Source organism: Pseudomonas lundensis, from assembly GCF_001042985.1.
Taxonomy (GTDB): domain Bacteria; phylum Pseudomonadota; class Gammaproteobacteria; order Pseudomonadales; family Pseudomonadaceae; genus Aquipseudomonas; species Aquipseudomonas lundensis.
The window spans coordinates 1-17,999 of record NZ_JYKY01000042.1; the positions used below are offsets into that span (position 1 = coordinate 1).

Below are 17,999 nucleotides of genomic sequence, written 5' to 3' on the forward strand. Positions count from 1 at the left end.
GAAGCCCACAATGAGCACTCAGCAAAACCATTCAAGTGGAACAAAACGGCTGAAACCATCATCAGCTCGGTGCATAAAGCAAAGCTGGGTGCGATTAAAAATAGATTTTTGAATTAACCGCTCAGGACATTAGTTCCTTTTTAACTTTTTTTTCATGTGCGGATGCCTTTCATGGAACCTCTGAAACCGCACCAGGGTCTCTTTGTGGCGAGTGGCACTTACGCATCCTTGACAGCGCAAATGCCCGGAATGGCGGTAACATGGCGCTCTTTTCCAGTCAGTGAGTTCAGCGTGTCATGTCGGATGTAAAAAAAGTTAACGGGTATCTGATCAAACAACTCCAGACCGATGCCTGGTGGGTTCTGGATAGCACCGATGAGCCGATTGCAGGCCCTTTTGGAAGTGAGGCCGCTGCGACTGAAGTGGCCAACGTGCTCCAGGATCAGCCATCGGCACCCGTGCGCAAGCGCAAGAACAATTCCTGATCCTCTCCTTCGCGATAATTGGCACTCAATGAAAAAGATCCTGATATGTGTACTGCTGTCCCTTGGAGGCTGCGCCACGGCGTCCAACACCTATTTGCCCGACGGACAACAGGGGCTGAGCATCGACTGCTCGGGCGAGGCCATGTCCTGGGGCAAATGCTATGAAAAGGCAGACGCCTCTTGCGCGGGCACCGGCTACACCATTGTCGGCACCGATGGCTCCTCAGCCGTGAAGGAAAGTGAAAAAACCATGGGTGTTGATGTAGGAAATTTCACCAGCCGTACCATCGTGGTGATGTGCAAATAGCACACTGCTCACAGGTGGACTTCGACGAATTTGATACCCAGGGAACGCAAGGTTTCTACCAGCGCATCCAGACGCTCAAAGGATTCAACTTCGTCGTTGTCATCCACTAAAAAGAAGCTGCGCCCTGCACTCTTCTTGAAAAATACAATCCACTCCTCGGTCGCTGCCGGGTTAGGGATGGCATGGGTGGCGGTAATGCTGCCGTCGGCATGACGCTGCTGCACGAGCGCTCGTTTCATCGCGTTCTCCTGAAAAACTGCCGTGGCTGTACACGCCTTTAACGGTAGCGAGGTTCAAGGCGCGAAGTTTACTGGATCCCCTGCCCGATCAAAATGCCATTAATGGTTTGCCCGTACGCATTGACCCCGTCATTGGCGTGATATTTCACGCGGGTTTTCTCAATCGAACCCTCCACCAGACGTGGGTCTTGTGGTCGCTCGTGCGTATTGATGAAAGCCGCCACATCCCATGCTTGCTCGTCGCTCAAGCTGCCGGGTTTACCCAGCGGCATATTGTGTTTGATGAACGACGCCGCTGTGTTGATGCGGTGCATGCCTGCCCCCCAGTTGTAGGAGTCTTTACCCCACAAAGGTGGCATCACGTAATCGGTCCCGACTTTCTGACCTTGCCCCTGATTGCCATGGCATAACGCACACTGCGCCTCATAAACAGCCGCTCCGCGCTCAAGATCGTAGCCACCTGCGGGCTGCGGCACTTGCGGATAGCCGCGCCCTGGCAACTCGACCCCAACCGGCGCGGTTGTCGACAACCAATAGGCATACACCGATAGCGCGGTGATTTCTCGACTGTCGGCGGCCGGTGGCGTGCCGCCATTCATGCTGAACTGAAAACAGCCCTGCAGGCGTTCGGCAAAGGTATTGACCTTGTCATTCTTCTGGCGATAGGCGGGATACATCGTGTAGGCGCCCCACAGGGGAGCGGAGTTGGCCAGCCTGCCCTGATCCAGGTGGCAATTGGTGCAATTGAGGCCATTGCCGACAAACTGTGGCGCTTGACGTTTGGTGTCCACAAACAGTGCGTACCCGTCCATGACCATCTTTCCATAGGCATTGTCGGGAAGTTCGCTTTGCTGCGGAGGACGAAAATAGGCTTTCGCGTGCTGAGCCGCAGGCGGGATTTTCAGTTGCGACTGATCTTCCATGGCAATGGGGGCTGCACGCACCATCGGTGCAACCAGCACACAAAGCGCATAACCGGTTAACAGACGTGTCATTGCGCAGCCTCCTGAGGCGCCACAGTGGCGAAATATTCGGCGACCGCCGTCACTTCTTCTTCCGTCATGGCCTTGGCGATGTGCCCCATGAGGTCACTCGGGTCATTGCGGCGCAGGCCCGAACGCCATGCATTTAGCTGCCCGGCAAGGTATAGGGCGGGTTGATTGGCCAGTGGCGGAAACGCGCTGCCCACTCCTGCGCCGCCAGGGCCATGGCAGCTCACACACTCAGGAATGTTGCGCTCCCAGGCGCCGCGCAGGGCCAGCGTCTGCCCCACACCTTTGGCCGCGTGGCTGCGATTGATGGACGGGGCGGGTGGCGCAGGCATCGCGGCCAATGCTGTGGTCACTGACGTGATCTCGTCCGGCGTCAAGGCGCTGGCCAAGGGCTGCATGACCGGACTCACCCGCTTGCCCTCTTTGAAGTCGCTGAGTTGTTTGCTCAGGTACTGGGCCGAAAGCCCGGCCAGTCGTGGGAAACCTGCCGGGGCTACGCCCAGGCCATCCCTGCCATGGCACGCCATGCAGGCTGTGGCGCCGGGCTGACTGCCACCTTGCAGGAAGACATTGCGAGGTTCCCCGGCCTGAACGCTGCTCATGGCAAGCAGCACCAAACCACTGGCCAGTGTTCGCTTAAGAGGCATCGTAGGCCGCTCCATTTTTGTTATATGCATAGGCGAAAAACCTATAAGCACAAAAATAGTAAGCTAATGGCCATTTGCCTGCAACGCGTAGTCCTCACTGAAAAGCGCCTGTAAGAAAAAAACCTGACTGCTGCAAGAAGCAACTGTCAGGTTTTTTGTGTAGGCCGCAGGAAGAACGAACGGTCGGTTATTGTCCGGAAATGCAGTGCGTCGCTGCCGCGCGAATGTCACCTGGACGAATCGGCACGTTAGACATGCTTTCGTACACCTTGATGCTGCTACCCGCCGAACGCTCTTCGATATCAATCACCGCCGTGGGCCCCGAGGTCAGCTTTTGCGGAACGATTACCCGCAAACCATCCTTGTGCGGCTCAATTTGCGGGGCTTTGCGTGTGCGTGATAACTGTTGCACCAGGCACTGAGCGTAAGCCTCCGGCTTCTTGCCAGAAATCACACTCATCGTCGGCAATGTCTGCTCAATGTCCGTGACCGATGCACAGCCTCCCAAAGCCAGCATTGCCACCAATACGCCCCACTTCATACAAATCCTCCGTTAAAGATCCTACGACCATCGATCTTTAAAATTTCTCCCTGCGGGCAGGGAATTAATACTCAAAAAGTAGCAATTTAAATTTGCCAAGCGTCAGATTCGTCTGCGCGGCAGCATAATAAGCTGGTTTAGCCTCCAACTTGGACTAAAGCACATGCTATCGTCCTGTTTTTTTAGCAAAAGCGCCCTTCGGAGCCCCCATGAAATTCATTCACCAGCGTGAGCACCTCAACGAAGATGACATCGTCGTCATCGAGTGCTCCCATCCCTGCAACATTCGCCTGATGAGCGATGCGCACTTTCGCAGCTTCAAAAATGGTGGCCGACACTCGTACCACGGCGGGGCATTCGACAAATTTCCGGCCAGAATCACCGCACCAAGCACCGGCTTCTGGAACATCACCATCGATACGGTCAGCAGCCGGGCCATCAGCGTGACGCGCAAGCCGACCTTGAAGCATTCGATCAAGATCGTTCGCCGCTCCAGCTCCAAGCTCCGTTAAACCTGACACCGTCTCTTAGCGACAGGAATTCCCGTGCCAACCACTAAATACGTCATCAAGTACAAACTCGACGGCGAGCGCCGTTTTGAATTCGCACAGCTCACGTCCGGGTCAGAGGAAGAAGCCCGCGCAGCGCTTGAAAAAATTCACGGCAAAGAAGAAACCATTACCGAGATCAAAGTGAGCAAGGCGCTCTGATCCGCCATGTCTCTGGACCTGTTCGACGAAGACGACCTGCAACAGCCCACCCGCATTGAGCAATTCAGTACGCAGGCGTTTGTCTTGCGCGGTTTTGCCCTGCCCTGGGTCGAAGCGTTGTTAACAGCACTTGAGCGCGTATTGCATGAATCGCCGTTTCGTCATATGCAAACCCCCGGCGGTTTCACCATGTCAGCGCGCTTGAGCAGTTGCGGCGCGCTGGGATGGACGTCCAGTGCTCAAGGCTACCGTTACAGCCCCGTCGACCCATTAAGCGGCATGCCTTGGCCAGCGATTCCCCAGGCGTTGCTTGACCTCGCACACTCCGCTGCGGCGACAGCAGGCTTCGAGCATTTTGTGCCCGATGCTTGCCTGATCAATGCGTATGCGCCTGGCGCCAAGATGTCACTGCATCAGGACAAGAACGAACGCGCCTACACCGCGCCGATTGTGTCGATCTCCCTCGGCTTGCCGGCTATGTTCCAGTTTGGCGGATTTGAACGCAGCGACCCTGTGCAACGCCTGTCGCTGTTTCATGGTGATGTCGTGGTCTGGGGCGGCGTCGATCGGTTGCGTTACCACGGCATTTTGCCCATCAAACCCGGAACCCATTCATTGCTGGGCGAGCAGCGCATCAATATCACCTTGCGCAAAGCAGGCTGAAACGGTCCCTGCGGGAAGCCATGATGGCCATTTGAAAATAAAGCGCTATAAACTGTTTGTTATAGCGATTATCTTCACATTGCCCGACCCTCCTCGACAGGTTCGGATCACCCTCGCCAATAAATGGAGTTTCCCGATGACTGCGCATGCAGTGCGTTTTGCCCCCTTGGCAATCGTTGCCTTTCTGGGCGGCGGCCTGACGATGGGCGTGCAGGCTGACGAAGTTCAAGTCGCCGTTGCCGCCAATTTCACCGCCCCTATTCAGGCCATTGCCAAAGATTTTGAAAAAGACACGGGCCATACAGTGGTCGCAGCCTACGGGGCGACAGGCCAGTTCTATACCCAAATCAAAAATGGCGCGCCGTTTGAAGTGTTTCTGGCGGCCGACGACACGACACCCCAGAAGCTCGAAACAGAAGGCGACATCGTGCCGGGCTCGCGGTTTACCTATGCCGTTGGCACGCTGGCGCTGTGGTCAGCCGATAAAGCGTTCATTGACGGCACCGACAAGGCTTTGCTTGCCAACCAGTACCGGCATCTGGCCATCGCCAACCCCAAGGCTGCCCCTTACGGGCTGGCCGCTACGCAAGTGCTGGCCGGGCTGGGCCTGACGGACAAGGTCAAAGACAAAATTGTCGAAGGGCAGAACATCACCCAGGCCTACCAATTCGTTTCGACGGGCAATGCCGAACTGGGTTTTGTTGCGCTGTCGCAAATCTACAAAGACGGCAGTGTCACCAGCGGTTCAGCCTGGATCGTGCCGGACGCGATGCATGACCCCATCAAACAAGATGCCGTGATCCTTAAAACCGGTGAACACAATCGCGCTGCACGCGCCTTGGTCGACTACCTGAAAGGTCCCAAAGCCGCGGCCATCATGAAATCCTATGGCTACCAACGCTAAATGCCGCTTTCAAGTGCCGATTTCGCCGCCATTTGGCTGACCCTGAAACTGGCGTCACTGACCACCGCCATTTTGTTGGTGGTGGGGACTCCAATCGCGCTGTGGCTGGCGCATACACCGTCGAAGTGGCGTGGCCCCGTGGGCGCAGTGGTGGCTTTGCCACTGGTGTTGCCGCCCACGGTGATCGGTTTTTACTTGCTACTGGCCATGGGGCCCCATGGTTTTTTGGGGCAGCTCACCCAGTCCCTGGGGCTTGGCACCTTGACCTTCAGCTTTACCGGTCTGGTGATTGGCTCCGTGATCTACTCCATGCCCTTTGTTGTGCAGCCTTTGCAGAATGCCTTCACTGCGATCGGGAAACGACCGCTTGAGGTGGCTGCCACACTGCGCGCCAACCCCCTGGACACCTTTTTCTGCGTGATGCTGCCGCTGGCCCGGCCGGGGTTTGTGACCGCCGCGATCCTCGGGTTTGCCCACACAGTAGGCGAGTTTGGCGTGGTGCTGATGATCGGTGGCAACATCCCCGAAAAAACCCGGGTGGTGTCTGTGCAAATCTACGATCACGTCGAAGCGTTGGAGTATGCCCAAGCGCATTGGCTGGCCGGGGCCATGTTGGTGTTTTCCTTCCTCGTGCTGCTGGCGTTGTACTCCAGTCGCAGAAGCCCGACCCAATGGAGCTGAACATGCGCGCGCAGCTTAATGTGCGACTCAAGCTGAGTTACAGCGACTTCTCCCTGGACGTTGACCTGCAACTGCCGGGGCAAGGCGTCACAGCGCTGTTTGGTCACTCGGGCTCGGGTAAAACCACCTGCTTGCGCTGTATCGCGGGCCTTGAGCGCGCTCACGAGGCGTATGTCGAGGTCAACGGCCAAGTCTGGCAGGACAGCGTGCGCAAGGTGTTTGTGCCGGTCCATCAGCGTTCGCTGGGCTATATCTTCCAAGAGGCCAGCCTGTTCCCTCACCTTTCGGTGCGCGCCAACCTTGAGTTCGGGTTGCGGCGCATTCCGCGCAGCGAGCGGCGTGTGGAGTTGGTACAGGCCACGCACCTGCTGGGCATCAGCCACCTGCTAGAACGCATGCCCGCTCATTTGTCGGGGGGCGAACGTCAGCGCGTGGGGATTGCGCGTGCCTTGCTCACCAGCCCCAAACTCTTGTTGATGGATGAACCGCTGGCCGCGCTGGACAGCCAGCGCAAGCGCGACATCCTGCCCTACCTCGAGCGCCTGCATGCGCAGCTGAACATTCCAGTGCTGTATGTCAGTCACTCACAAGAAGAAGTCGCCCGGCTGGCTGATCATCTCGTGTTGCTCAATGAGGGCAAGGTATTGGCCAGCGGACCGATTGCCGACACACTGGCAAGGCTCGATCTGCCGCTGGCTCAAGGGGATGACGCGGGGGTGCTGATTGAAGGGGTCGTCACGCATTACGATGCGCAGTACCAATTGCTGACCCTGCAACTGCCGGGCAGCAACCAGAGTCTTAAGGTCGCTCATGGGCCTCTGGCAGTTGGGCAGTCACTGCGAATCAAGGTGCAGGCCCGTGATATCAGCCTGAACCGTGATCCGGGCGCACACAGCAGCATTCTTAACTGCTTGCAGGCCACGGTCGTCAGTGAAATGCCGGCTGATAACCAGGCGCATATGCTCATACGCCTGGATGCGGGAGGGACCGCACTGCTGGCACGGATCACGCGGTACTCGCGAGATCAACTACAACTCGTGCCAGGCCAAGTCATCTGGGCGCAAATCAAGTCCGTCGCGGTTCTGGTCTGACGTGCTTACAAGGCTTCCCGGCGCCGTGCGATCAAGAAACGCCCCGTGGCAATGCCGATCCCGAGTAAACACCCGAAAATCAGTCCAAGCCCGACAATCAGCGATTTTTTAGGCTTGATCGGGCTGATCGGCGTCTGCGCCTTGCGGTCAATACTGACGATTCCCAGCTTGCTCATGTCGGTATTCAAATTGCCCAGACGCACGACTTCAGCCCGCAGCGGTTCGATGTTTTTCAGGAACAAATCTTCATTCGAACGCTTGCCGAGTTGCTCGACCTGACGGTTGACTTCCAGCAACTGCAACTTTTTGCCAATGGTTGAGATGCGCTTGTCGGTGAAATCGTCCGAGGTGCGTTTGAGCAAGGCGGCACGCTCGGCTTCAAGGGCCTGCGTCCCCATGAAATACAGCGGAATACTTTGCGAGGTGATTTCAGTGCGCATCACTTGCGACGATCCCTTGGCCGCATCAGACATGGCCGAGGGCGTGGTGGGACGGGTAATGCCCAAGGAGCGCGCAATAGAGATCGCCTCCGAGAGCTGAGCGATCCGCGATTCGCGTTCAGTCTTGAGTTGCAGGCGCAAGGCCTGAAGTTCGTCTTTGAGTTTTGCCCGCTCAAGCGTATCGGATTCGACCAGTGTCGCAATCTTGCCTTCTTTGTCCGACTTGTAACCGGAGCGCGCGGCATCAATCTTTTCTTCCAGCTCTCTGAGTCGGTTATTAATGATGACTTTCAGATCAGCGCCAATTTGGGCGCGCTGATTATTGATCGCGTAGTCAACAAAACCGTTGAGAATTTTTACCCCATCAACATCCTCTGGATAGGTCATCTCCAGTTTGATGAAAGGACTGAGGGAATCCTGTTTTTTTGGATCCGGTTGTATGAGGTTAATGGCATCGCGGTTAAAGATTTCAAAACTCTGCTCCAGCGACACGCCTTTTTTTTGCAATGGCTTGAACAGGTCCTGATTCGATTGAAAAAATGTGAAGCGGGTTTCGTAGGAATCCAGTGCAGCGCCTACCTTGAGCAAGGCCTCGGTCGGGGGCAATTTGTAGACCTCCGAGCGGTTCAGGGCATCCAGTTCATTGATCGCCGCCGGCCTGAGCACTGTACTGGCCTGGTACACCCGCGGGGCAAGCATGGCATAGGTCAAGGCCATGGCACCCACCACCAGCGTGGTGCCTGCAATCAGTTTCTTTTGTTGCCAAAGCGATTGAATCAGCGCAAACAGATCGATTTCGTCAGTCGAAGTTTCTGCTAGCGGATGCTGAATAGTTTTCAAAAAAATGCACCTTGTGAGTAGAACTTCTTGGCAAGTTCACCGCTTGACTGTTTAAGCACCTATTGGCTAGGTCTTTCTTAGGCTATGTCTGACAGACCATCTTAGAAAAAGATCCCTGCATTTAGAATCAAGCACATACCGCGACAAAAGCAAGTGATGCCATAGTGATATCTCGCCTTTTTCTTACAAGCAAAGATCAGTTCTCATTCAGAAAGAAGATTTATTACCTGAAACACGGAAACTTCCTACGACAGCCTTTTGATCAACGGTAAAAGACGCGCCTTCTGGCTTATATAAACAATGGATCCAAAACGCTGTCTGTTTGGATCAATCCTTTAGTCACTCACTCGCCTGAATATCCAGGCACCAATCAGGCAACGGCAGGTGCGGAGCGTCAGTAAAAACGCCCGGTGATGTCAAAGCGGCATATTTTCCCCGCCTGTGTAATCATCTGCGCCACAAAAAAACACGCTGACGTGTGGGGTAATCATCAGGATGGACATTTTTCAGGCGATGCGTGTTTTCGTGCGGGTGGTCGAAACCGGCAGCTTCACGGCTGCCGCTCAGGCATTGGGCTACTCCACCGCGCAGACCTCTCGCCTGCTGTCTGAACTTGAAGCCTCACTGCAAGCCCGACTGCTGCAACGCAGTACGCGCCGTCTGGCGCTGACTGAAGTCGGCTCCCGCTACCTGGAACGGTGCCGCCTGATTTTGAGCGAAGTTGAAGACGCCAATGCTGAAGCCGGAGGCGCGCATTTAACGCCCCGTGGTCATTTGCGTGTGCAATCAACCACCGGCATAGGCATTCAATTGTTGGCTCCGCTGGTGGCGCGCTATGCGCAGCTGTACCCGCAGGTCAATGTGGATTTAACCCTTTCGCAACGTCAGCCCGACTTGCTCGAAGAAGGGCATGACGTGGTCATCACCCTGTCTTCACACCTGCCGGATTCCGAGCTGGTGGGTCAGGCCCTGGGCACCATCTCCAGCGTGATCAGCGCTGCGCCCTCCTACCTCGCTCAATACGGCATTCCGCAAAAACCGGACGACCTTGCTGAGCACCGTTGCCTGCACTTGGTCGATCCGATGTTTACCGATAGCTGGGTATTTCGCGACGAACAGGGCGAGCAGTCGGTGCGGCCCGGCGAGGTGTTTCAGGTGAATGTCGCAGAAGCCATGGCCCAGGCGGCTGAAGCGGGGCTCGGCGTCTGCCTGTTGCCCGATTACGTCGCCGTGGACTCCTACAAACGCAAAGGCCTGGTGCGTCTGTTGCCGCATTACCGGCTGCACGAGAAAAGCATCTACGCGCTTTACCCTTCTCGCCGTTTTCTGGATGCCAAAGTCAAAACCTGGGTCGAATTTCTCAAGCAGGAAATCCCCGGCATGCTGCAAGCACACCAGGCCACGGTGAATGACCCGGCGAATTGGGCTTAAGCGTCCACGGCACGCTGTAACTGATCACGCAATGCCAGCGCTGTACGGTCAAACGCCAACGGTGTCACCGATATACCGCCTTGGGTGACCACTTGAGTCTCGGTGTCAGCCGCTTCGGCTTGGGCATGCCGCGTGATGTTGAGCCAATAGTAAGTGGCCTCACGAAAATCCGTGCGCTCGTGGACGGCGATGCCTTCCATCCGCCCTGCCCCCTGCCGGGTGATGCACACCGGGCCCGCCTCATCTGCCGGGACATCCGGGAAGTTGATGTTCAAGCACGCGGACTGTTCCCAGCCTTTGCCCAGCAACTGACGTATGACAGCGGGCGCCAGGGTGCGGGCAGTGTCCCAGCGCACGCCATCGCGACGGGTGAAATACTGGCTCAAGGCAATAGAGGGCACGCCCATCAGCAGGCCGGTCATGGCCGCACCCACCGTGCCGGAATAGAGCGTTTCAACCCCCAGGTTGGCGCCTTTGTTGATACCTGAAAGCAAGAGCTGAGGCGCAGTCGCCATCAACTGGCGCAAAGCCACAGCGACACAATCTGCGGGTGTGCCGGAGACCGAAAACCGTCGCTCCCCACGCGGCGTGATCCGCAATGGATGGTGAATGCTGATGGCTGTCGATATACCGCTCTGGTCGTGATCGGGGGCGACCACCCAGACCTCGTCAGCCAATTGATGGGCCACGGCTTCCAGTGCCGCAAGGCCGGGAGCGTCAATCCCGTCGTCGTTGGTGATCAGGATGCGTTGCAAGCGTACACACGGCATCAATGCCTCCAGTGTCATCGGTTAACCGGGGAACAAAAATGGGTTCAACCCGCTGCGGGCAAACCCTTGCTCTTCAATTTTGGCATCGAGCATCAGTGAGGCCAGGTCGTCAGCGAAGGTTTCGAGGGTAGAGTCCCGGTCCAGATACAGCACCTTGAGGTAGCTGTGACAGTCCAGGCAGCTTTCAGCCTTGATACTGGCTTCTTTACTGTCCAGCGACCAATAGTCGAGCTGGCCGGTCTGTTCGCAATTGCTGCACTTGGCCCTGACCATGTGCCAGCGGCTTTCGCACAATCGGCAATGCAAATACCGCAACCCATTGTGCGCGCCGCCTAACACCACGCTGGTCGAGGGCTCGCTGTTACAGACCGGGCAAAACTGACGATGTTCACCATAGTCTGCATGGCCGCTGGCGGGCAATTGCGCGGCCAACTGCGTCCAATACAAGGACAGTGCCGCCCAGATAAACAGGGCCCGGCCACTGCCAACTTCGCTGTGATGGCCACTTAGCAGTGCGCTGGCCTGTCGTTCCAGTTGCTCGACCGAGGTATCGCGTAAGCCCGCAATCACCTCTTGCACAGCATCAGTGGCCTGGGGCAACTGATCGAGCAATGCCCGCAATGCCTGTTGCCAGTAGTGGTCGCGCGGCAGGCTGACGTAATCCAGCGGTGCCAACAGTTGCCCCATGCGCGCCGTGGCTGCCTCGACCAGCGACTTGGGCAACGGGTGCTGTTCTAACACCTGTTGCTGAGCCTGAACCAGGCGCGCCACAAATGTCAGGTAATCGGCCATTGGATGGTCAATGGCCAGCGCCTGCAAACGCGCGGCGCGTCGCTGATAGTGCTGTTTGAGCGTGGGCAGCAACAAGGGCGTAATCCGGCCGATTCCACCGGTGGGGGTTTCTATCGGCGTCAGCTTGATGCTGCTCATGGGTGGTCCTTCTTGGAATCAATCTGTTTAAACCAGCGGTCGTGGTGGGTTTTAGCCCACTTGCGCGAGACGTAACCGGTGACCATGCCGCCAATCGAGCCTTTGACCCAGAACCCCATGTAGGCGTGGCCAATAATCAGCAGAATCAGGCAAATGCCGGTCAACGAATGCAGGAGCGCCCCGACGCGGATCACCGGAATCGGGAAGAACGGCGCAAAGTAAGGACGCCAGATCAACACGCCGCTGATCAGCAGCAGCGTGATCAGGCTCATGATTCCCCAGAACAACAGCTTTTGCCCCGCGTTGTATTTGCCCACCTGCAACGACTTGATGTGACGTCCCTTGAGCACATCCTTGACGTTGGCGAACCACAGGCGGTCTTGCGGTTCTGGCAGGTTGTACTTCACCAGCCTTACGAACAGGAACATGAGCGCCAAAAACACCACCACCCCCAGGAACGGGTGCAGGATGCGCGCCAGTTGCGGGGTGCCCAACACATGACTCAGCCAGCTCATCGACGGGAAAAACCACGACAACCCCGACAGCGCCACCAGCATGAAACAAATGACCATTAGCCAATGGCACAGGCGCTCGGCAAACGGGGTACGCAGGATCATGTTTTTCGGGTTCATGGGTGCTTCTCCTGTTCCGTGGACGCGGGCGCTTTTTTGTCAGCGTCCAGCTCGTCGTCCGACTCATCGGTGGTCAACGGTCCTACGCCGACGTAGTGGAACAGCGTGCCCGCCAGGGTGGCAAAAAACGCCACGGCGGCGACAGGTTTGAGCCAGCCTTTCCAGCCTTCGACCACATTGCTGATCCGTGGATCGGCCGGCAGGTTGTGGTACAGCTGCGGCTTGTCGGCATGTTGCAAGACGTACATCACGTGGGTGCCGCCCACACCTTGCGGGTCATAGACCCCGGCATGCGCGAAGCCGCGGGTGTTGAGTTCGGCCACCCGTTCATTGCCCAAATGTTTCATGTCGGCTTTACTGCCGAAGTTGATGGCACCGGTCGGGCACGTCTTAACGCAGGCTGGCTCCTGCCCGACGCTCACGCGGTCAATGCACAACGTGCACTTGTAGGCCTTGTTGTCTTTCTTGCTGATGCGCGGCACATCGAACGGGCAGCCTGCGATGCAATAGCCACAACCGATGCAGTGATCGGAGCGAAAATCGACGATGCCGTTGGCGTATTGCACGATCGCCCCCGGCGCAGGACACGCCTTGAGGCAGCCGGGGTCCGCACAGTGCATGCAGCCGTCCTTGCGGATCAGCCATTCGAGTTTGCCGCTTTCGTCTTCCACTTCGTCGAAACGCATGAGGGTCCAGGTTTCGGCCGACAAGTCCGCCGGGTTGTCATAAACCCCCACGTTATGGCCCACCTCGTCGCGCAGGTCGTTCCACTCACCGCACGCCACCTGGCAGGCCTTGCAGCCGATGCAGATGGTGACGTCGATCAGCTTGGCCACTTGCACTTCACTGTCACGCACCTGCGGGGCTGGCGTCAGGCTGTTGGTGGCAGAGCGCTTGATAATGTCTTGGGATTGCATGGACATGAGCTTTCTCCCTTACGCCTTTTCCACGTTGACAAGGAAAGCCTTGTACTCAGGCGTCTGCGCATTCGCATCGCCCACGGCCGGGGTCAGGGTGTTGGCCAGGTAGCCCTTGCGGGTCTCCCCTTCGTACCCCCAATGGCACGGGATGCCGATGGTGTCGACCTCCTGCCCGCCCACCTGCAGGGTGCGGATACGTTTGGTCACCACGGCTTTGGCTTTGATGTAGCCGCGCTTGGTGCTGACCTTGACCCAGTCACCCTGGACAATGCCTTTTTTCTTCGCCAGGTTTTCACCGATCTCGATGAACTGCTCCGGCTGCAACACGGCGTTGATACGCGAGTGTTTGGTCCAGTGTCGGAACAGTTCTGTGATCGAGTACGTGGTGGCAACGTAAGGGAATTGCTCGGCCGTCCCCAGTCGTGTCTGGTCGTAAGGAAAAATACGGACGGTCGGGTTGTACACCGTGCTCGGGTGCAACGGATTGCGCCCGGTCGGGGATTCTGTCGGCTCGTAATGTTCCGGGAATGGCCCGTCTACCAGTGCGTCAATGGCGTACAAGCGCCCTACCCCCTCGGGCAGCATGATGAAGGGGCTGGCCTTGCTGCTCGGTGGCAAAGTGGCCGGGAAGTCCGGGACATCGATGCCGGTCCAGCGCTGGCCGTTCCATTCGATGATTTTGCGCTCAGGGTCCCAGGCCTTGCCTTGCGGGTCGGCCGACGCGCGGTTGTACAGAATGCGGCGGTTTTGTGGCCACGCCCAGGCCCAGCCCAGCGTGCTGCCCAGGCCAGAGGGGTCGGCGTTGTCGCGGCGTGCCATCTGGTTGCCTTGCGGGGTCCAGGACCCGGCAAAAATCCAGTTGAAACTGGCGGTGGTGCCGTCGTCGCGCAATTGCGAGAAGTCGCTGAGCAATTCGCCTTTGCGCACGGTGACATTGCCTTGCGCGTCTTTGAGATCTTCCAGCGCAAAACCGTTGGCCTCTTGCGCCACTTCTTCGGGCGTAGGGTCCAGCGGGTCACGGTAATTCCATGCCATGTTCAACAGCGGCGCAGGGTTGGCGCCGCCTTCCTGCTCATACATCTGACGCAGCTTGACGAACAGATGCCCCAGAATCTTGCCGTCATGCCACGCTTCATTGGGCGGTGCCGCGCCTGCCCAGTGCCATTGCAGCCATCGGCCCGAGTTGACGATGGAGCCGTTTTCTTCCGCAAAACAGGAGGACGGCAAGCGGAAGACTTCGGTCTGGATGCTGGCGGTGTCGACGTCGTTCTCGTCGCCGTAGTTCTTCCAGAAACTGGACGTTTCAGTGACCAGCGGGTCAATGATCACCAAGTATTTGAGTCTGGACAGCGCAGCGCTGGCCTTGTTTTTGTCCGGGAAGGCCGCGATCGGGTTAAAGCCTTGGGCGATGTACCCGTTGACCTGTCCGTCGTACATCATCTCCAGATAGCGCAATACGTCGTAACTTTTGTCCCACTTGGGCAGCCAGTCAAACCCCCAGTCGTTGGCCGCCGTGGCGTTATCGCCCCAGAAGGTTTTCATCATGCTGGTGAAAAACTTGGGTGTGTTCTGGTAGTAGTTGACCTGCTCGGGCAACAGGGCTTTGGGCGTGGTTTGCTTGAGGTAGGTGGCCAGATCGGTTTGCTGGTCACTGGGCAGGTTCATGTAGCCCGGCAACCGCAATGACAGCAGGCCGATGTCGGTGTAGCCCTGAATGTTGGAGTGGCCGCGCAAGGCGTTGACCCCGCCGCCCGCCATGCCGATGTTACCGAGCAGCAATTGGATCATCCCGGCGCCGCGAATCATCTGCACGCCACTGGAGTGGTGAGTCCAGCCCAACGCATAGAGGAAGGTGGTGGTGCGGTTCGGGACACTGGTTTCACCGATGATACGGCAAATTTCCAGAAAGTCTTCTTTAGGGGTGCCGCAAATATCGGTTACGACCTCTGGCGTGTAACGGCTGACGTGCGCTTTAAGCAGATTCCACACACAACGCGGGTGGCTGTACGTTTCGTCACGGCGAGCGAAGCCGTTTTCATCGACTTCATACATCCATTGGCTACGGTCGTATTGCTTTTTGGCCGGATCAAAACCGCTGAACAGACCTTCCTCGAAGGTGTAACTGTCCCGCACGATCAGCGGCGCGTTGGTGTAGGCCCGCACGTACTCGTGGTGGATTCGGTCATGGGTGATCAGGTAGTTGATCATGCCCATCAGGAAGGCAATGTCAGACCCGGCGCGGATCGGTGAATAGAGATCAGCCACCGCAGCGCTGCGGTTAAAGCGCGGATCGACCACGATGACTTTGGCGCCATTACGGATCTTGGCTTCGACCACCCACTTGAACCCCACCGGGTGCGCTTCGGCGGGGTTGCCGCCCATGATCAGCACCACGTTGGCGTTTTTGATATCGACCCAGTTGTTGGTCATCGCGCCACGGCCCAACGTCGGCGCCAGGGCCGATACAGTCGGTGCGTGACACAGCCGCGCCTGGCAATCGATACCGAGCATGCCCAGCGCCCGGGTGAAACGTTGATCGAGAAACCCGGTTTCATTACTGGCCGCCGACGAGCACAACATGCCTGTGGTCAACCAGCGGTTAACCGTCACACCGTCAGCGTTCTTTTCAATGAAGTTGGCGTCCCGGTCGTCTTTCATCAACCGGGTGATGCGGGTAATGGCGTCGTCCCAACTGATGCGCTGCCACTCGTTGGAGCCGGGGGCGCGATATTCCGGGTATTTAAGCCGCTGTTCGCTGTAGATGAAGTCAATCAGGCCTGCGCCTTTGGGGCACAGCGAGCCACGGCTGACCGGGTGATCCGGGTCGCCTTCAATATGGAAAATACGTGCTTTGGCGTTCTTGGCACCGTCGCCCAGGCTGTACATCAAAATCCCGCAACCCACCGAGCAATAGGTGCAGTTGTTACGGGTTTCTTTGGCGCGTAGCAGTTTGTATTGGCGGGAGGGATCTGCTTGAGCAAGTCCGGGGGAAAACCCGAGTGATGCAACGGTGGCCGTGGCTACACCGGCCGTACAAAGTTTGACGAACTGTCTTCTGCCGACGTCCATAAATCTCCTCAACATCCGTGCGCTATACCGGATACAGAGTCGTTCCCGCCTCACGGTGACAGGATACGCTCAGGCTTTTTTATCTAATGACCATAGCCAACTTCCGCTCGCACGCGAGGAAAAATCAACCCTAAGGAATATGACAAAAAGCGCCGCAGCGTTATTGATGGACGTCAAGAAAGGTGTAAATGGCGGCAAACTGCGCGGGTGCGCGGTTCGCCGCTGGCGATTTAAATGCCTTGCAGGGCAAGGTCCATCGCAAAGTAGGTGAGGATCATGTCGGCGCCGGCGCGCTTGATCGAACCCAGGCTTTCACGCACCACGCGGGCTTCATCGATGGCTCCCGCCTGGGCGCCGAACTTGATCATCGCGTACTCGCCGCTGACCTGATACGCCGCCAGTGGCAAACGCGAGGCTTCACGGATGTCGCGAATGATGTCCAGGTACGCCCCGGCCGGTTTGACCATCAACACGTCAGCGCCCTCCTGCTCGTCCAGCAAGGACTCGCGAATCGCCTCACGGCGGTTCATCGGGTTCATCTGGTATGACTTGCGGTCGCCCTTCAACGCGCTGCCGCCGGCTTCGCGGAACGGGCCGTACAGGGCCGAGGCGAACTTGGTGGAATACGCCATGATCGAGGTGTCCAGGAAACCGGCGCCGTCCAGCGCACTGCGGATCGCTTGCACCTGGCCATCCATCGCGGCCGAAGGCGAGATGAAGTCAGCGCCCGCCGCCGCCGCGGCCACGGCTTGCTTGCCGAGATTGATCAGGGTGGCGTCGTTGTCCACGCCATGGTCGTGCATCACACCGCAATGGCCATGGGAGGTGTATTCGCAGAAGCAGGTGTCGCTCATGACCACCATGTCCGGTGCTGCGTCTTTGCTGATGCGCACCATGCGCGACACCAGCCCGTCTTCACGCATGGCATCGCTGCCGGTGGCGTCCAGATGGTGTGAAACGCCAAACAGCATCACCGACTTGATACCGGCCCGCGCGTACCGCTCGATCTCACCCGCCAGTTTCGACTCAGGGATGCGCATGACGCCCGGCATGCTGGTGATCGGCACAAAGTCGTCGATATCTTCTTCGACGAAAATCGGCAACACCAGGTCATTAAGGCTGAATTCGGTTTCCTGGAACATGTCGCGAAGGGTTTGGGAGCGCCGCAAACGACGCGGGCGAACAGCGGGGAACTGGTTAGGCATCATGGTTCCTGAGGGGCAGGTTCATAAGACAGGCGAGCCTTGGCCAAGGCTCAATGGCGCAACAAATACAGGATTGACCTTTGAATTGCAAAACATCCGGCCCGCCTGCGCGCCATTGCCGCGCCCCGCCGATCAAGACGACGGGTTGAACATTTCGTTAAAAGGCGTAATATCGCCGCCCATGATTCTCGAACAGCTCAAAGCGCTGGGCAATGACACTCGCATGCAAATGATGGAGTGGCTCAAAGACCCACTGACCCATTTTCCGCCACAGGATCACGGCGATCCTGCGATCGGTGTGTGCGTGACGCACTTGCAGCACAAGGCAGGGCTTTCACCTTCTACCGCCTCGGCGCATCTGGCCATCTTGCAGCGTGCCGGCTTTGTGTTGACCACGCGCATCGGCAAGTGGACCTATTACCGGCGCAACGAGCAGGCGATTGATGACTTTGCGGCTAGGCTGAAAATCGAGTTGTAATTTTTACCTATACATTTCGTCGTT

General features: G+C 57.5%; 21 protein-coding genes and 1 pseudogene. 11 read left to right on the forward strand and 11 right to left on the reverse strand.

The window, feature by feature from the left end:
• The 3 genes and pseudogenes from TU74_RS24305 to TU74_RS21615 form a co-directional block, all read left to right on the forward strand.
• Positions 1 to 117 (forward strand): annotated as a pseudogene (locus TU74_RS24305) (IS630 family transposase); the annotation flags it as partial.
• A gap of 179 nt (positions 118 to 296) precedes the next feature.
• Positions 297 to 485 (forward strand): hypothetical protein, encoded by a 189-nt coding sequence (locus tag TU74_RS21610; protein ID WP_047274669.1) that lies wholly within the window; start codon positions 297 to 299, stop codon positions 483 to 485.
• 28 nt (positions 486 to 513) lie between these two features.
• Positions 514 to 792, forward strand: a complete 279-nt coding sequence (locus tag TU74_RS21615) for a hypothetical protein (protein WP_047274670.1) — start codon at positions 514 to 516, stop codon at positions 790 to 792.
• 8 nt (positions 793 to 800) lie between these two features.
• On the opposite strand, the gene TU74_RS21620 is transcribed toward TU74_RS21615, so the two are convergent.
• From TU74_RS21620 to TU74_RS21635, 4 genes are all read right to left on the reverse strand, one after another.
• Positions 801 to 1,031, reverse strand: coding sequence for a hypothetical protein (locus TU74_RS21620; protein ID WP_047274671.1), 231 nt, complete (start codon positions 1,029 to 1,031; stop codon positions 801 to 803).
• A 68-nt stretch (positions 1,032 to 1,099) separates the two neighbouring features.
• Positions 1,100 to 2,026 carry a c-type cytochrome gene (locus TU74_RS21625; RefSeq protein WP_047282418.1) on the reverse strand — a complete coding sequence of 309 codons (927 nt, stop codon included), beginning with the start codon at positions 2,024 to 2,026 and terminating at the stop codon, positions 1,100 to 1,102.
• Positions 2,023 to 2,670 (reverse strand): c-type cytochrome, encoded by a 648-nt coding sequence (locus TU74_RS21630; RefSeq protein WP_047274673.1) that lies wholly within the window; start codon positions 2,668 to 2,670, stop codon positions 2,023 to 2,025. Before TU74_RS21630 ends, TU74_RS21625 begins: the two co-directional genes overlap by 4 nt.
• A gap of 187 nt (positions 2,671 to 2,857) precedes the next feature.
• Complete coding sequence (locus TU74_RS21635) at positions 2,858 to 3,211, reverse strand: hypothetical protein (protein ID WP_047274674.1); 354 nt, start codon at positions 3,209 to 3,211, stop codon at positions 2,858 to 2,860.
• 209 nt (positions 3,212 to 3,420) lie between these two features.
• Between TU74_RS21635 and TU74_RS21640 the strand changes: the two genes are divergently transcribed.
• From TU74_RS21640 to modC, 6 genes are all read left to right on the forward strand, one after another.
• Complete coding sequence (locus TU74_RS21640; RefSeq protein ID WP_047274675.1) at positions 3,421 to 3,723, forward strand: DUF1883 domain-containing protein; 303 nt, start codon at positions 3,421 to 3,423, stop codon at positions 3,721 to 3,723.
• Between the two features lie 33 nt (positions 3,724 to 3,756).
• Positions 3,757 to 3,921, forward strand: a complete 165-nt coding sequence (locus TU74_RS24505; protein WP_088500222.1) for a hypothetical protein — start codon at positions 3,757 to 3,759, stop codon at positions 3,919 to 3,921.
• A gap of 6 nt (positions 3,922 to 3,927) precedes the next feature.
• On the forward strand, positions 3,928 to 4,584 hold the full coding sequence (gene alkB / locus TU74_RS21645) for a DNA oxidative demethylase AlkB (RefSeq protein WP_048377647.1): 657 nt from the start codon (positions 3,928 to 3,930) through the stop codon (positions 4,582 to 4,584).
• Positions 4,585 to 4,720: 136 nt separating this feature from the next.
• On the forward strand, positions 4,721 to 5,488 hold the full coding sequence (gene modA / locus TU74_RS21650; protein WP_048377649.1) for a molybdate ABC transporter substrate-binding protein: 768 nt from the start codon (positions 4,721 to 4,723) through the stop codon (positions 5,486 to 5,488).
• Positions 5,489 to 6,169, forward strand: coding sequence for a molybdate ABC transporter permease subunit (gene modB / locus TU74_RS21655; RefSeq protein WP_047282421.1), 681 nt, complete (start codon positions 5,489 to 5,491; stop codon positions 6,167 to 6,169). It begins immediately after the preceding gene.
• A 2-nt stretch (positions 6,170 to 6,171) separates the two neighbouring features.
• Positions 6,172 to 7,260, forward strand: coding sequence for a molybdenum ABC transporter ATP-binding protein (modC, locus tag TU74_RS21660; RefSeq protein ID WP_048377650.1), 1,089 nt, complete (start codon positions 6,172 to 6,174; stop codon positions 7,258 to 7,260).
• Between the two features lie 5 nt (positions 7,261 to 7,265).
• On the opposite strand, the gene TU74_RS21665 is transcribed toward modC, so the two are convergent.
• Positions 7,266 to 8,540: a Wzz/FepE/Etk N-terminal domain-containing protein gene (locus TU74_RS21665; RefSeq protein WP_047280649.1), complete on the reverse strand. Its 1,275-nt coding sequence runs from the start codon at positions 8,538 to 8,540 to the stop codon at positions 7,266 to 7,268.
• Between the two features lie 495 nt (positions 8,541 to 9,035).
• On the opposite strand from TU74_RS21665, the gene TU74_RS21670 reads away from it, so the two are divergent.
• Entirely contained in the window at positions 9,036 to 9,971 is a 936-nt protein-coding gene (locus TU74_RS21670) for a LysR family transcriptional regulator (protein ID WP_047274681.1), read from the forward strand.
• On the opposite strand, the gene surE is transcribed toward TU74_RS21670, so the two are convergent.
• From surE to hemB, 6 genes are all read right to left on the reverse strand, one after another.
• Positions 9,968 to 10,741 carry a 5'/3'-nucleotidase SurE gene (surE, locus tag TU74_RS21675; protein WP_047274682.1) on the reverse strand — a complete coding sequence of 258 codons (774 nt, stop codon included), beginning with the start codon at positions 10,739 to 10,741 and terminating at the stop codon, positions 9,968 to 9,970. The two genes, TU74_RS21670 and surE, sit on opposite strands and share 4 nt — an antisense overlap.
• 21 nt (positions 10,742 to 10,762) lie before the next feature.
• On the reverse strand, positions 10,763 to 11,671 hold the full coding sequence (gene fdhE / locus TU74_RS21680) for a formate dehydrogenase accessory protein FdhE (protein ID WP_048377651.1): 909 nt from the start codon (positions 11,669 to 11,671) through the stop codon (positions 10,763 to 10,765).
• Positions 11,668 to 12,303, reverse strand: a complete 636-nt coding sequence (locus tag TU74_RS21685) for a formate dehydrogenase subunit gamma (RefSeq protein WP_047274684.1) — start codon at positions 12,301 to 12,303, stop codon at positions 11,668 to 11,670. Before TU74_RS21685 ends, fdhE begins: the two co-directional genes overlap by 4 nt.
• Positions 12,300 to 13,220, reverse strand: coding sequence for a formate dehydrogenase subunit beta (fdxH, locus tag TU74_RS21690; RefSeq protein WP_269453586.1), 921 nt, complete (start codon positions 13,218 to 13,220; stop codon positions 12,300 to 12,302). Before fdxH ends, TU74_RS21685 begins: the two co-directional genes overlap by 4 nt.
• An 18-nt stretch (positions 13,221 to 13,238) precedes the next feature.
• Entirely contained in the window at positions 13,239 to 16,292 is a 3,054-nt protein-coding gene (gene fdnG / locus TU74_RS21695; RefSeq protein ID WP_080960208.1) for a formate dehydrogenase-N subunit alpha, read from the reverse strand.
• Positions 16,293 to 16,522: 230 nt separating this feature from the next.
• On the reverse strand, positions 16,523 to 17,497 hold the full coding sequence (hemB, locus tag TU74_RS21700; RefSeq protein ID WP_048377652.1) for a porphobilinogen synthase: 975 nt from the start codon (positions 17,495 to 17,497) through the stop codon (positions 16,523 to 16,525).
• A 181-nt stretch (positions 17,498 to 17,678) separates the two neighbouring features.
• Between hemB and TU74_RS21705 the strand changes: the two genes are divergently transcribed.
• Complete coding sequence (locus TU74_RS21705) at positions 17,679 to 17,975, forward strand: ArsR/SmtB family transcription factor (protein WP_047274754.1); 297 nt, start codon at positions 17,679 to 17,681, stop codon at positions 17,973 to 17,975.
• Positions 17,976 to 17,999: the final 24 nt, after the last annotated feature.